Origin of the sequence: Iodobacter fluviatilis (assembly GCF_900451195.1) — a bacterium.
GTDB classification, from domain to species: domain Bacteria; phylum Pseudomonadota; class Gammaproteobacteria; order Burkholderiales; family Chitinibacteraceae; genus Iodobacter; species Iodobacter fluviatilis.
In genome coordinates, this window is the sequence record NZ_UGHR01000003.1 from 201,701 (window position 1) to 216,078 (window position 14,378).

The 14,378-nt window shown below is 51.1% G+C and carries 17 protein-coding genes; 14 read left to right on the forward strand and 3 right to left on the reverse strand.

The window, feature by feature from the left end; genetic code table 11:
* The first annotated feature begins 45 nt into the window (after positions 1-45).
* Positions 46-567: a crossover junction endodeoxyribonuclease RuvC gene (gene ruvC, locus DYD62_RS16255; protein WP_115228476.1), complete on the forward strand. Its 522-nt coding sequence runs from the start codon at positions 46-48 to the stop codon at positions 565-567.
* A 33-nt stretch (positions 568-600) separates the two neighbouring features.
* On the opposite strand, the gene DYD62_RS16260 is transcribed toward ruvC, so the two are convergent.
* Complete coding sequence (locus DYD62_RS16260) at positions 601-1,236, reverse strand: substrate-binding periplasmic protein (protein WP_165928703.1); 636 nt, start codon at positions 1,234-1,236, stop codon at positions 601-603.
* A 106-nt stretch (positions 1,237-1,342) separates the two neighbouring features.
* Between DYD62_RS16260 and ruvA the strand changes: the two genes are divergently transcribed.
* The 13 genes from ruvA (at position 1,343) to queC (ending at position 11,730) form a co-directional block, all read left to right on the forward strand.
* Positions 1,343-1,942 (forward strand): Holliday junction branch migration protein RuvA, encoded by a 600-nt coding sequence (gene ruvA / locus DYD62_RS16265; protein WP_115228478.1) that lies wholly within the window; start codon positions 1,343-1,345, stop codon positions 1,940-1,942.
* On the forward strand, positions 1,943-2,563 hold the full coding sequence (locus tag DYD62_RS16270) for a phosphatase PAP2 family protein (RefSeq protein WP_115228479.1): 621 nt from the start codon (positions 1,943-1,945) through the stop codon (positions 2,561-2,563).
* Positions 2,560-3,597: a Holliday junction branch migration DNA helicase RuvB gene (ruvB, locus tag DYD62_RS16275; RefSeq protein ID WP_115228480.1), complete on the forward strand. Its 1,038-nt coding sequence runs from the start codon at positions 2,560-2,562 to the stop codon at positions 3,595-3,597. The genes DYD62_RS16270 and ruvB overlap by 4 nt, the downstream gene beginning before the upstream one ends.
* A gap of 68 nt (positions 3,598-3,665) precedes the next feature.
* The gene (gene tolQ, locus DYD62_RS16280; RefSeq protein WP_267896133.1) at positions 3,666-4,358 is read left to right on the forward strand and encodes a protein TolQ; all 693 of its coding nucleotides are present in this window, start codon (positions 3,666-3,668) and stop codon (positions 4,356-4,358) included.
* Complete coding sequence (tolR, locus tag DYD62_RS16285; protein WP_115228481.1) at positions 4,358-4,765, forward strand: protein TolR; 408 nt, start codon at positions 4,358-4,360, stop codon at positions 4,763-4,765. Before tolQ ends, tolR begins: the two co-directional genes overlap by 1 nt.
* 1 nt (position 4,766) lies before the next feature.
* Positions 4,767-5,651 (forward strand): TonB family protein, encoded by an 885-nt coding sequence (locus tag DYD62_RS16290; RefSeq protein WP_115228482.1) that lies wholly within the window; start codon positions 4,767-4,769, stop codon positions 5,649-5,651.
* Between the two features lie 89 nt (positions 5,652-5,740).
* Positions 5,741-7,012: a Tol-Pal system beta propeller repeat protein TolB gene (gene tolB, locus DYD62_RS16295; protein ID WP_115228483.1), complete on the forward strand. Its 1,272-nt coding sequence runs from the start codon at positions 5,741-5,743 to the stop codon at positions 7,010-7,012.
* A 93-nt stretch (positions 7,013-7,105) separates the two neighbouring features.
* The gene (gene pal, locus DYD62_RS16300; protein WP_115228484.1) at positions 7,106-7,651 is read left to right on the forward strand and encodes a peptidoglycan-associated lipoprotein Pal; all 546 of its coding nucleotides are present in this window, start codon (positions 7,106-7,108) and stop codon (positions 7,649-7,651) included.
* A gap of 92 nt (positions 7,652-7,743) precedes the next feature.
* Positions 7,744-8,472, forward strand: a complete 729-nt coding sequence (locus tag DYD62_RS16305) for a YbgF trimerization domain-containing protein (protein ID WP_115228485.1) — start codon at positions 7,744-7,746, stop codon at positions 8,470-8,472.
* A 178-nt stretch (positions 8,473-8,650) separates the two neighbouring features.
* Positions 8,651-9,295 (forward strand): 7-carboxy-7-deazaguanine synthase QueE, encoded by a 645-nt coding sequence (gene queE / locus DYD62_RS16310; RefSeq protein WP_115228486.1) that lies wholly within the window; start codon positions 8,651-8,653, stop codon positions 9,293-9,295.
* An 11-nt stretch (positions 9,296-9,306) separates the two neighbouring features.
* Complete coding sequence (locus tag DYD62_RS16315; RefSeq protein ID WP_115228487.1) at positions 9,307-10,614, forward strand: chloride channel protein; 1,308 nt, start codon at positions 9,307-9,309, stop codon at positions 10,612-10,614.
* 4 nt (positions 10,615-10,618) lie between these two features.
* A complete protein-coding gene (locus DYD62_RS16320) occupies positions 10,619-11,020 on the forward strand; it encodes a hypothetical protein (protein WP_115228488.1) in 402 nt (133 codons plus the stop codon).
* Between the two features lie 23 nt (positions 11,021-11,043).
* The gene (gene queC, locus DYD62_RS16325; RefSeq protein WP_115228489.1) at positions 11,044-11,730 is read left to right on the forward strand and encodes a 7-cyano-7-deazaguanine synthase QueC; all 687 of its coding nucleotides are present in this window, start codon (positions 11,044-11,046) and stop codon (positions 11,728-11,730) included.
* Between the two features lie 59 nt (positions 11,731-11,789).
* On the opposite strand, the gene DYD62_RS16330 is transcribed toward queC, so the two are convergent.
* Positions 11,790-12,959 carry an IS481 family transposase gene (locus tag DYD62_RS16330; RefSeq protein ID WP_115228490.1) on the reverse strand — a complete coding sequence of 390 codons (1,170 nt, stop codon included), beginning with the start codon at positions 12,957-12,959 and terminating at the stop codon, positions 11,790-11,792.
* 327 nt (positions 12,960-13,286) lie between these two features.
* The gene (gene hemB / locus DYD62_RS16335; RefSeq protein WP_115228491.1) at positions 13,287-14,291 is read right to left on the reverse strand and encodes a porphobilinogen synthase; all 1,005 of its coding nucleotides are present in this window, start codon (positions 14,289-14,291) and stop codon (positions 13,287-13,289) included.
* Between the last annotated feature and the right edge of the window lie 87 nt (positions 14,292-14,378).

Genomic DNA, 14,378 nt, shown 5'->3' on the forward strand with positions numbered 1-14,378 from the left:
TTAGCAGGGTTTTATCAAGGCTCACATGCGTTTCAGGTTAATTAAATGCGTATTTTAGGAATTGACCCGGGCTCCAGAATAACGGGGTTCGGGGTCATCGATACAGACGGGCAAAACCGGAGTTATATCGCATCGGGCTGCATTCGCACGCCCGGCGGCGAGCTCGCTGCACGCATTAAATCGATTTTGCGCGGCATTGCTGAAGTAGTGGATACCTATAAGCCCGACGTGGCGGCAGTGGAAATTGTCTTTGTAAACGTCAACCCGCAATCAACGCTGATGCTGGGGCAAGCACGGGGAGCTGTCATGTCGGCGCTGGTTTTAGCCAATCTGCCGATAGGGGAATACACCGCGCTGCAAGTAAAACAGGCGGTGGTTGGTAATGGCCATGCAGACAAAGATCAGGTCAGCCAGATGGTGCAGCGAATGCTGCGCCTCAATGGGGCCCCACAATCAGATGCCGCCGATGCACTCGCAGTAGCGCTCACCCATGCTCAGCACGATAGCGGTGCGATGAAGCAGCTTGCCAGTCTGGGCTTAACCATTAAACGCGGGCGCTTAGCATAAAGATGGGTAGGGGCGCGGCAAGCAGCGTCCCTACTAGATCTTAATGCGACAAGAAGGCAATTCCGCATTAAAACGGGTAAGAAACTCAGGCTCTTCTTTTAAGAAGCGGTGGCCAAAATAAACGCCTAAAGGTTTATCTTCCTGCAGCTCCGAGCGGATTTTGTACTCGGCATGCTCTGCATGAATCGCCTCATTCATCGCCAGATCGCTGGCCAATACTGCAGCAACTCTGCCTGCAAGCAGCATTTTGAGCAGCTGATCATGCGCAGGAGGTGTGGCATAAATCCGATAACCAGATGCTTTTAGCCAGGTCAGCATATTCGAGCCAAAATAAGCACCCACGGTAGCCGATAAGCGAAACTCTTCGCTTAATGGCTTAGCCGAGCTTTCCGTACGGAAATACCAGCGCCATTGTTGGGGAGCAATTGCTTGCGAAAGCGTAGCAAAGCGATCCCGCTCACTGTTTTGCGAGGCAGAGAAAAAACCATCCGCCTCGCCCAGCTCAACTAAATTCTGTGCACGCTTCCATGGCAGAAATTTAATCTCTACCGGACGCTGCAATTTATTCATCACACATCGCACAGTTTCCAGTGCAAGCCCGCTCTGACGCCCGTCAGCCTGCTGATTGCTGTACGGCGGCTGTTGCTGCGTCAATAAACGTACAGGCATGGCCTGTGCCTGCAGCATGCAGAACAAACAAAAAATACCTAACTTCAAGTTCGTCAAGCCAATCTCGGGCATTTATACTCCCCGCTTTCCTTTAGAGATGCACGCCATGATCGGACGCCTTACCGGAACCCTGATCGAAAAACAGCCCCCGCAGATTGTGATTGAAACCAATGGCGTGGGCTACGAAGTTGATGTTCCTATGAGCACGTTTTATGTTCTGCCCCACACAGGGCAGCCATCCAGCCTGTTTATTCACATGGTGGTGCGTGAAGATGCCCAGCTTTTATATGGATTTGCCACCAAGCCGGAGCGTGACACATTCCGCGCCTTAATCAAGGTGAGCGGCATTGGTGCAAAAATTGCGCTCGCCATTTTATCGGGAATGAACGCCGATGAGCTTGCGCAAGCCATCGCAGCAGAAGATCTGGTTCGCTTGTCAAAAGTACCGGGCATTGGTAAAAAAACGGCAGAAAGACTGGTTTTAGAACTGCGCGGCAAGCTCAACAACCTGCCTATTATGACTTCTGTCAGCAATAATAGCGCACTGTTTCAAACGCCTGCATCAAATAAAGACGATGTGCTACATGCATTAATTGCCCTGGGATACAGCGAACGCGAAGCCAGCGGCGCGGTCAAAGAGCTCGCCAGCGATGTTGATGTTTCAGACGGCATCCGGCGCGCCCTTAAACAACTGGTTAAAATCTAAATGCGAATCCTGGCCATTACAGCCCTTACTGGCACCATCCTGTTCATTTTTCTGGCCTCAGCCTTAAACACACCCCAGCTGAATGCACTGGATGATGCCATCGGTAATGTCTTTTATAATGGCCCAGGATTTTTAATAGCCGCTTGTAAAGCTTTAGCTTGGTTTGGCGGGGCATTTGGCTCCCTGCTGCTGGCATCGGTGATTGGTGCAGGTTTATGGTTTAAATTGGCTGATCGCCATAATGCAATTGGCCTGCCATTAGCCATTTTCAGCGGCTGGCTGCTGAATGCCGCGCTTAAGTTCAGTATTTTACGCCCTCGCCCCAGCTTGGAATTTTTAGCCTCGGCCCATGGCCCTTCTTTTCCCAGCGGACATGCCATGAGTGCATGGATTATGTCTTTTGTGTTGGCCCTGATTGCCTCACAATATCAGCCACAACGCCGCACACTCTGGTTTGGCCTCGCCTTTTGTGCTGCCATTTTAGGTGGAATAGCCAGACTGGTGCTCGGCGTGCATCATTTCTCCGATATCATTGCAGGCTTTAGTGTTGCGAGCGTCGTGGTACTTACCTATTGCTACGCAACAAGCCGTACTCCCCCCTTGGATCGCCTACAGCCATGATCGAAACCGATGCGCTTTCTGCTGCTCCTGCTGATCGCCTGATCAGCAGTACAAAATTATCTAATCAGGAAGAAAAACTAGAGCACGCTCTGCGGCCCAAATTACTCGACGAATACGTTGGGCAGGCCAAAGCACGTGAGCAATTAGAGATTTTTATTGAAGCCGCTAAAAAGCGCGGAGAAGCGCTCGATCACGTCTTACTATTTGGCCCACCGGGCCTTGGCAAAACCACGCTGGCACATATTATTTCCCGCGAGCTGGGCGTAAATCTTCGCCAGACCTCCGGCCCGGTGCTGGAGCGGGCAGGCGATTTGGCGGCAATTCTGACCAATTTAGAGCCGCATGATGTGCTGTTTATCGACGAAATCCACCGGCTCAGCCCCGTGGTCGAAGAAATTCTTTACCCGGCACTGGAAGATTTTCAGCTCGATTTAATGATCGGAGAAGGCCCTGCGGCCAGATCGGTAAAGCTTGATCTGCCGCCTTTTACACTGGTTGGCGCCACTACCCGCGCCGGGATGCTGACCAACCCCCTGCGCGATCGCTTTGGCATTGTGGCAAGGCTGGAATTTTATTCGGCAGAAGAGCTCACCCGCATCACCACACGTTCGGCACAATTACTCAATGTGAATATCGCACCTGACGGCGCATTCGAAATTGCGCGAAGATCACGGGGCACGCCGCGAATTGCCAACCGTTTGCTGCGCCGAGTACGTGATTACGCCGAAGTACGCGCAGATGGCCATGTCACCCGCGAAGTGGCCGATGCTGCGCTTTCGATGCTGGATGTGGATCACGCAGGGCTGGATGTCATGGACCGGAAGCTTTTATCTGCCATTCTGGAGAAATTTGCCGGTGGCCCGGTAGGGTTGGATAACGTCGCGGCAGCCATTGGCGAATCATCTGACACCATTGACGATGTGATTGAACCCTTTTTGATTCAGCAAGGCTTTTTACAAAGAACACCGCGCGGCAGGATTGCTACACTGGCAGCGTATGAGCACTTTGGGCTAAGCCCGAAAAAACAAGATTGATACTCGGTATATTATTTCAGCGGAATAAGCCGCCCTACCATTAACACGCGAATAAAGGATTACCCAAAGTGGACGTTGCTGCAGCAAACCAAGATCTGTCGATTATCACTTTAGTCCTGCACGCCAGCCCCGTTGTACAAGCCGTGATGGGCATCTTACTCATCATGTCGTTTATGTCCTGGTGGTATATTTTCAGCAAGCATTTCTCCATTTCCCATGCCAGAAAGCAAACCGAAGAGTTTGAAAACCGCTTCTGGAATGGCGCAGATCTCGCCACACTCTACGATCAGGTGCGCCGTGGCCAAACTCTGGGCATGGAAAAAATCTTTCAAGCGGGTTTTGGCGAGTTCTTAAAACTGCGCCAGCGCGCGGGTGAGCGCGGCAGCATGGAATTATCTGACGTCATGGAAGGCAGCCGCCGCGCCATGCGAGCCGCCTGCCAGCGCGAACTGGATGAACTGGATGCCCACACCGCATTTCTGGCCACCGTTGGCTCTATCAGCCCCTATATCGGCTTGTTTGGCACGGTGTGGGGCATTATGAATGCCTTTACCGGCCTCGCCAATGTGGGCCAGGCCACCTTAGCCACCGTGGCTCCTGGGATTGCCGAAGCGCTGGTTGCCACCGCCATTGGCCTGTTTGCCGCTATTCCGGCAGTAGTTGCATATAACCGCTTTGCTAATGAAGTGGATAAGCTCGCCAACCGCTTTGATACCTTTATCGAAGAATTTTCCAATATCTTGCAACGCCAGGTGAAATAATGGCCCGCCGCGCACGCAGGATTAAAAATGAAATTAACGTCGTGCCCTATATCGACGTGATGCTGGTTTTGCTGGTGATTTTTATGGTGGCCACACCAATGATGCAGCAGGGCGTGGTGAATCTGCCTACGGTGGGTAAATCCGACCAGGAAGTCAATGCAGCACCGCTGCGCGTAGAAATTGACGCTGCTGGCGCGATTAAGCTGCACGATAAGGAAGAGACCAGCAATCTGGCCGACCTGAAAGCCCTCGTCGCCAGTGTGCAGGCCAAACAAGCCATCACGCCCAATCGCCCAGTGGTGATTGCAGCAGATAAATCCATACGCTACGAGCAGGTAATGAATGCGATGGATGCTTTAAAACAGGCCAATATTGCCCGGGTTGGCCTGCTCGTTCAGCCGAAGTGATATGAGCAGCCTAATTCTTAACCGTCATGAACGCCCCACTCTGGCCTTTGCACTGGCCGCTGCCGTCCACCTATTGCTGGTGGCAGGCTTATTGCTGTCGATGAATTGGCAAACAAAAAAGCCAGAACCTGTTGTGGTTGAGCTATGGGGGGGGCCACCTCCTGCATCCCAAGAGCAAGCCCCTACACCAGAACCGCCCAAACCCAAGATTCAGCCACAAAAAATCGAGCCTAAGCCTGAGCCTTTACCCGAAAAGCCCGCAGAGATTGCCACGGCCAAAGTAAAACCAGCACCTAGCCCACGACCAACCCCAATTCCTACCCCCACACCGATGCCAAAGCCTAAGGCGACGCCGGTGCCAACGGCCGTACCTACTGCTCCGCCAATACCACACAAACCTACGGCAGCCCCCATAGCCAAGCCGACACCTGCCCCCAAGGCCCCAGCCAAGCCCAAAGTATCGGCATTTGATGCGGCATTATCTGAAGGCAGCGCCTTAGAACCCAATAAACCCGGCTCAAAAACGGGCGGCAAAGGCAACAACCCCAATTCAACCGTCAATACGGGTCCAGACTCGGGCAGTGGTAATAGCGCAGTGGCCAAGAAAGGGCTAGCCGACTATCGCAGCAGGGTTTCGCAACTGATACGCTCTAAATTGGTCTACCCCAATCCTAAGGGCAATCCATCGGCAGAGTTCAGAATCAATGTACTGCCCAATGGCGAAATTCAAGAAGTCACGCTCTTGAAATCCAGCGGCGAAACAATGTACGACGAGGCCGCCAAGCGTGCCATTCTGGCCTTGCAACGTATGCCGCCTCTGCCTGATGGGCAGGCATTTAGTGGTGATATGCGCAATTTTAAAATATTGTTCCGTTTGAATGATTAGGCCCCTGTCTCCATGCGGGCAGGGCAAGCCGCCTTTGACTAAGTTAGCTGTTAACCGAATGGAAGAACCATTCATGGAGAACTCCAATAATGCTTTGGCGTAAATTTTTTAAATTACTGACCGCAAGCGTGCTTCTGAGCGGTGTGGCTCATGCAGATATGACCATTGATGTGGTTGGTGTAGGCGCATCGCAATACCCTATCGCCATCGCCCCTTTTCAAAATGAAAACCAGCAAAAACAAGCGCTCACCCCCGTTATTAGCGATGATTTAACGCGCAGCGGCTTATTTAAGGTGATCGGGGCGGGGGATCTGTCGCCTGTGCCCTTTGCTCCAGAGCAGGTTAATTACACAAGCGCTCTGGCTAAAGGCGCACAGACCATGGCCATTGGCCGGGTTACTCCCGATGCAGGCGGCTTTAATGTGCAATTCTGGCTGATTGATCTGGCCAGCAAAAAAACCTTAATCACCTGGGAGCGCAAAGCGACAGCAGGCCAGATGCGCCGGGTAGCGCATCAAATTGCCGATTTGATTTACCAGCAGATTACCGGCCAGCCTGGCGCGTTTAATTCACGGATTGCCTATGTGCTCAAACAAGGCGCACGCTTTGAATTACAAGTGTCCGATGCTGATGGCTTTGGCTCACAAGCCATTCTGGTCTCCAAACAGCCCGTGATGTCGCCAAAATGGTCGCCAGATGGTGGCAAATTGGCCTATGTTTCTTTTGAAGATCAAAAACCCGTAGTCTATGTGCACGAGCTAGCTTCAGGGCGCCGTTGGAAAGCCGCCGGATTTAAGGGCAGTAATTACGCCCCCGCATGGTCACCCAATGGGCGTGAGCTGGCAGTGGTACTGACCCAAAGTGGCAGCTCGCAAATTTACCTCGTCAATACCGATGGCAGTGACTTACGGCAGCTGAGCCGTGGTGGCGAAATCAATACCGAGCCTGCATTTTCACCCGATGGACGCTTTATTTATTTCACCTCTGATCGTGGCGGCAGCCCGCAAATTTACCGCATGAACAGCAATGGCAGTAACACAGAGCGGGTAACGTTTCAGGGGGGCTACAATAGCTCAGCCAAGCTCAGCCCGGATGGCAAAAATATGACCTTTATTACCCGTGATGGCGGCTACCGTGCGGCAATTATGGATTTAAGCAGCCGTCAGGTGCTCACCCTCACCGACTCTGGATCTGATGATTCGCCCAGCTTTTCGCCAAACGGGCAAATGATTCTGTACGAAACCAAAGCAGGCGGCCGTGGCGTTCTTGCTGCAGTTTCAAGTGATGGAAGAGTAAAACAGCGCCTGAGAGCGCAAGCAGGAGACGTAAGACAACCCGCATGGGGCCCTGTACTTCGGTAAAGATACCATTTGCGGAACCTTTGCTAAGCTGAATGTCATATAGCCCGAACGCTTAGCTTTATCTCTTTAAGATGTAACTAAGGAAGAAACACAATGAAAAAAGTAGCGCTTAGTTTAATCATGACAGCCCTGCTGGCTGCTTGCGCCAGCACTCCAGTACCTACAACTACACCTACTGATAACACTGGCTCAAACAACACCAGTACCACTCAGCCAAGCACCAATCCTGCGACCGTTGACCTGACTCAAGGCACAGCCAAATCCTTTACCGAGCTGACAGATCCAAACAATATTCTGTCCAGCCGTCGTGTGTATTTTGACTTTGATTCCTTTATTGTGCGCCCGGATTTCCATGAGCTGGTTCAAGCGCATGCCAAATATCTGAACACCCATAAAGACGCAAAAATCATCCTGCAGGGCCACACAGATGAGCGCGGCACTGCAGAATACAATTTAGCCTTGGGCCAAAAACGGGCTGATTCTGTACGTAAAATGCTGAATGTGCTGGGTGTACCCGATAGCCAGATCGAAACCGTAAGCTTTGGCGAAGAACGCCCGCTTGAAGCAGGTGACAGCGATGCAGTGCGCGAACGTAATCGTCGTGCCGAAATTGTTTACAATGGTGAAACTGCGCAGTAATCAGCTTGCTGAAGACTAAAAAAAGACCTAGTCTTTGCCACGGACGAGCGATAGCTCGTCCGCGCGTTTTCAACTTCAAATCAGATCAATCTATGAAACGAATTGCTACTCTGCTCTTGCTCGCATTTTCTATGCAGGCTCACGCTGGTCTTTTTGATGACAATGAAGCGCGCCAGCAATTAAATGATCTGCGAAATGCTCAAACTCAGGCACAAAAAAAGACCGATGATCGACTGATACAATTAGAGGCAGGCAATAGCCGCTCTATCGAATTAGTCGGTCAGCTTGAAAAACTGCGCCAAGAAATCGCCACCCTGCGCGGGCAAAATGAAGTTCTGCAATTTAATCTGGACGAAGCCGCCAAACGCCAGAAAGATCTTTACACCGATCTGGATGCTCGAATGCGCTCCATGGAGCTGGCAAAAGTAGAAAGCAAAGCCGCAGCAGTAGTGTCAGAGCAGCAGCAATTAGACGATATCGTGCAGCTAAGCCGCAGCAATAAGCATAAAGAGGCCATTTTAGGGTTTCAGAAATTTATTACCGAGAACAGTAGCAGCGCCTTAGTTCCTACTGCATGGTATTGGATGGGCATCAGTCAAACCGCTTTAAAAGGGTTTAAAGGGGCGCAAAATTCGTTTCAACAAGTACTGGCCAGTAACGATGAAACCCGCGCACCGGATGCGTTATTTGGCTTAGCCATCGTGGCTAATGCCCAGGGCGATAAAAAATCATCGCGCAAATATCTATTGCAGCTGATTGAAAAGTATCCACAGGCAGAAAAAGCCGCAGCAGCCAAGAAAGCATTACTTGCAACCGATTAAGTGTAATTTAAACAACGCTAAAAGCACTAAAACTGCGTAAAATTGCTCAGCTTAGCTGAAACATTGCAACGCCCACATTTTTACCCGGCGTCACCGATCAGGTTGGCGCCGTTTTTATTTCCACCGGACTGTTTTCCGGTTTGCCATGCAGCAATTGCCGCTGGCTTAGGAGCTACTCTTGAAAGACGCATTACGTATTACCGAAATCTTCTGCTCATTGCAGGGTGAAACCACCCGTATGGGCCTGCCTACCGTATTTGTCCGCCTTACCGGCTGTCCGCTGCGCTGTGGCTACTGCGACAGCGCTTACGCTTTTACTGGCGGCGAAACCCAATCTTTTCAAACCATCCTCGATAAAATCGCCTCATTTAACACCCACCATATTTGCGTAACTGGCGGCGAGCCACTGGCGCAAAAAGGCGTGCACGAGCTAATGCGCCTGCTTTGCGATGCAGGCTATTCACTCAGCCTAGAAACCAGCGGCGCTTTATCGATTGCCGAAGTCGATCCGCGCGTTTCACGCATTCTGGATATCAAAACGCCCGGCTCAGGTGAATTATCCAAAATGCACTGGGAAAACCTTGATTACTTGAGCAATACGGACGAAATCAAGTTTGTATTGTGCGATCGTAACGATTACGAATGGGCGCGTAATTTAATTCGCGAGCGTCGTTTAGAAACGCTTGCCCCTGTGCTGATGTCGCCCGTCTGGGAAACACTCCCTCCCGCCAATCTCGCTGCTTGGGTGCTGGAAGATCATTTACCAGTGCGTATGCAAGTGCAATTACACAAAATACTCTGGGGTGAACGTCCCGGCGTTTAACAGGCAAACTCATGTATTGGAAACGTTGGCTGGTACGCATTAAACACTTACCAGAACGCAGCCGTGCCACACTGGCTCTCTGGTTTGGGGCCGCTATGGTGGGCCTTGTTGCCGTTGTTCTGGCCAAAGCTGCGGACGGCGCATTGGCGATTTTCCAAAGCATGAGTACACGCTGGGCATGGTGGCCTTTTTTTGCGCTGCCCTGCGGTGGCATGGCGATACGCTGGCTGATGCAAAAAATGGGTAAGGGCTCGGAAGGCAGCGGTATTCCACAAGCCATGGCCGCGCTGCAAGTTACCGATCAGCCTGCACTGATCAAACAATTGCTTAGTTTACGCATCGCCTGTGCCAAGTTTATCGGTGTAGTTGCGGGGCTGGGATGTGGCTTTGTGCTGGGGCGTGAAGGGCCAACAGTACAAATTGGCGCAAGTTTAATGTATGCCTGCCGGCGCTTTATTCCATTATCCGATGCCGTATTTCGCCGCCAGCTGATTCTGGCTGGCGGGGCAGCAGGGATTGCCGCCGCATTTAATACGCCACTGGCTGGGATTGTGTTTGCATTTGAAGAACTAGCGCGTTCAGTAGAGGAAAAAACCTCGGGTAAATTACTAGGTGCAGTGATTTTAGCCGGTGTAGTTTCTTTGGCGATTCAGGGTGATTACACCTATTTTGGCCGGATTCACGTGCCCGGTTTTAACTACAGCATTTTGTGGCCGATGTTTATTGTGGCGGTGACTGCGGGTTTAGTCGGTGGATTTTTCTCCTGGCTTTGCGTGCATCAGGATCGCTGGTTGCCAGTTAAAGTGAAAATGTGGCGCGCAGCACAGCCCTATTTATTTATCGCCGCATGTGGCTTTTTAATTGCCTGCATGGGGCTGGCCGCTCCTATTTTTGGCAGCGGAGCAGAAATCACCAGCGAAGTGGTCACAGGTCACGGCACCATGGCATGGTACTTCTTGCCAATGAAGTTTTTAGGGCTGCTGGCTACCTTTCTGACCGGCTTACCCGGCGGTATTTTTGCCCCATCGCTCTCTATGGGCGCAGGCGTCAGCAGCTGGTTTCTGCCGTGGTTTGATAGCAGTATTCATATCAAGCTGATTGCCATTGGAATGGCGGCCATGCTGGCGGCAGTAACGCGGGCACCACTGACCTCGGCTATTATTTTGATAGAAATGACAGATGGTCACACGATGGTGATTTCAATTCTGGCCGCTGCGATGATTTCATCCACCGTAGCACGCCTCTTTGGCACCAATCTTTATCATGATTTGGCGGAAAAAGCCTTGCAACGCTTGGCTTACCCCCAACTTTTAAAGTGATCCTATGCGCTACTTTTTAGCTGTATTTGCATTGATGGCCACCTTTGCTCAGGCAGAAACAACGGGCCCAGACGGAATGACCACTGCTCAGTTAGGTGAGTTTTTAAAATCACTGCAAACGGCCGTCGCCAAAGATGATGCCTCCAGCGTAGCCAAACTAGCCCGCTTTCCCCTGCGAGTGAATCTGCCGAAGAAAAAAACACTGCAAGCCCAGCAATTTATTGCTCAGTACTCAAAAGTAATCACACCCAAAGTAAAAGCAGCCGTGCTGGCACAAACAGCTGAATCGCTGTTTCGCAATAGCAATGGCGCGATGATAGGCAATGGTGAAATCTGGTTTTCCGGTCTGTGCCTGAATAAAGAATGCACAAAGCAGACCACCAAAATGATTGCCATCAATCCATAAACATTATTTAAATTGAAAATATCATGACCAAAAAACCTGCAGTGATCTTATTATCTGGTGGCCTAGATTCTGCTACCTGCCTTGCCATTGCCAAAGCAGAAGGCTTTGCTCCCTATTGTCTGTCTTTTGACTACGGCCAGAAGCACAACGCCGAGCTGAAAGCGGCCGCCCGAGTGGCAGAAGCCTTGGGAGCCGTTGAACACCGTATTCTGAAAATTGATTTAGCTGGCTTTGGCGGCTCTGCACTTACCGACGCCACTATTGATGTACCAACTGACGGTGGCAAGCCCGGCGAGATCCCTGTGACCTATGTGCCCGCACGCAACACGGTGCTGCTCTCTTACGCACTGGCATGGTCTGAAGTGCTCAAAGCCGATGATATTTTTATTGGCGTAAATGCTGTGGATTACTCAGGCTATCCAGACTGCCGCCCAGAATACATTGCGTCATTCCAAGCCATGGCAAGGCTGGCGACTAAGGTGGGCGTAGAAGGCTCAAACCTCACCATCCACACCCCATTGCTAAAACTCACCAAAGCAGAAATCGCCCAAAAAGGGACCGAGCTTGGCGTGGATTACGCGCTCACCGTCACCTGCTACAAAGCCGATGAAGATGGCCAAGCCTGCGGCGAATGCGAAGCCTGCCGCTTGCGCAGCGCTGGTTTTGCCCAGGCTGGGCTGGCAGATCCAACCCGATATCAAGGTGAATGAATCCCAATTCACGCTAGCCAAGGTCAAAAAGACCTTTTCAGTGCCTTCGGCACGTTGATTTAGGTGCGGGCGTCCCGCTGGACCTTCCTTTCTTGCGCGGCTTTCAAATCGATTCTTCCGAAGTGCTGATGGCAAAAATAGAGGTCAAACACCCCGTCGTTCAGACTATCTGCACGCAGTGCAATAGGTAAACGATGTAAGGCACTAGACACTTTAAATTTATGATTTTGTAATTTTACTTCGCCGCCCCAACCCACAGTAATGACTTGATCGTTGGGGCCGTATTCAATTTCAGGCAAAGCAGAAGGCATGGCAATTAAGCTCGGTTTATAGCGGGTAATCGGTGTGGCTAGCCCTAAGGCTTCATGCGGGCGCTGCTCGTTATAGACCGTGCGCCAGTCGTTAAATGCATGCTGAACATGGGCTAAATCGCGAAATGCCCGGCCATTTAATACTTCTGCTTTTAGCGTGCGATGAAAGCGTTCTTCTTTGCCATTAGTTTGCGGATGCCCTGGGCGGCTATGGCTAACATGGATACCCAAGCGGATCAGCCAGATAGATAACTGGCTGATGCCATGGCGGGCATCACTGGGGCTTCCCCATGGAGAACCGTTGTCAGCGTTGATACGAGCAGGCAAGCCATAGCGAAGAAATACATCCGTTAAGTGAGTCTGGACAATGGCTGCCGTGGTTTGACCACAAGCAGTTAAGGTGAGATTAAAGCGAGAATGGTCGTCCAATAAAGTGAGGGGAAAGCACATTTGCTGAGCCGTATTGAAGTTCCCTTTGAAGTCGATCTGCCATAAAGCATTCGGCTGATCATGCTCAAAACGTAGCCAGTGTTGGGCTTGCTCACTCGCCTTGGCGCAAATTAAGCCATGGCGGTGCAGAATATTGGTGATGGTGCTTGGCGCAGGAACATCCACATGGCCCAGCTCCAACAGCCTTCGATGGAGTTTGCGCCCTCCCCAAACAGGGTGCTTCTGGCGCAGGTCTACAACGAGGGCTTCAATCTCTGCGGTGGTCAGTGTTGGCGATGATTTGGGGCGGCGAGATCGATCTTGAAAACCTTCTTGGGGGTTATTCAGATAGCGCTGCCGCCACTTGTAACCTGTTTTAGTTGAGATGCCGAAACGCTGGCAAAGCGCTTTAAAATTACAGTTATCTTGCAGTGTAAGGAGTACAAATTCTGAGCGAATAGACATGATATTCACGGGCATCCAAGGCATGGTAAGTAGGCATCCCAAGCGGTTAAAAACACCGCCAAAGTGTTACCTATGTCCTCGTACAAGTGTTACCCATGTCTATGGTCTATACACGCGGCCAAGAAACGAAGCCAAAGAAGGCCGCCCCTAAAACACGAAATCCCCTCGCTGCGGACAATCGAGGTGGCGTCAATTCAACTCGCTTCGCTCAAACACGAATTGACGACTACCCCACCCCCCTTGTTCCTCGTTCGGCGTGTTTTCAGGGGCAGATAAAAGCCCTATGCTAAGAGCGTGGTCATTACAATTTTTCCTTGCTTACTAAGGCAAAAAAATAATTCCCCTAAGCAATCACTTCCCCGCCAACCACCTAGCTGCATCCAATGCAAAATAAGTCAAAATTCCATCTGCACCGGCGCGTTTAAAGCCCATTAAGCTTTCTAGCACCACCGCTTCTTCATTCAGCCAGCCGTTTTGCACAGCGGCTTTGATCATGGCGTATTCGCCTGATACTTGGTAAACAAAAGTCGGCGCTGCAAATTCATCTTTCACTCGGCGTACTACATCCAGATAAGGCATGCCCGGCTTCACCATCACCATATCGGCGCCTTCTGCCAGATCGAGTGCCACTTCGTGCAAGGCTTCGTTCAAATTGGCAGGGTCCATCTGGTAAGTCTTTTTATCGGCTTTGCCCAGATTAGCTGCCGAGCCTACGGCATCGCGGAAGGGGCCGTAAAATGCCGACGCGTATTTGGCCGAATAAGCCATGATGCGGGTGTTGATAAAATCATCCGCATCCAGAGCCTTGCGAATCGCGCCAATCCGCCCATCCATCATGTCTGATGGCGCAATAATATCGACGCCCGCCTCGGCATGGCAAAGCGCTTGTTTCACCAGCGCAGCCACGGTTTCTTCGTTAAGCACATAACCATCACCATTGATAATGCCGTCTTGGCCGTGAATGGTGTAAGGATCAAGCGCACCATCGGTAATTAGGCCCAGCTCTGGGAAACGCGCTTTTAACTCACGTACTACACGTGGTACTAAGCCATTTGGATTCCAAGCTTCAGCCGCATCCAGCGTTTTTAAGTCCTGCTCAATCACAGGGAATATCGCTAAAGCAGGTACGCCCAGCTTAACGGCCTGCTCGGCGGTATAAAACAGCTGGTCCAGACTCTGGCGATTGACCCCGGGCATAGAGGCAATCGCCTGTGTACGATTTTCACCATCTAAAACAAATACCGGCAAAATCAAATTATCCGCAGTTAAATGATTTTCACGCATCATTCTGCGCGAAAAATCATCGTGGCGCATACGGCGTAAACGAGTAGTGGGGAACGAGCGATTGCTATGCATAAGGCGCTACCAAACAAGTAAGTGCACTTATTTTAACGAAGTTTGGGGGGAGATGATTGAGCAATGCTGACAAAACTTGAAAAAATT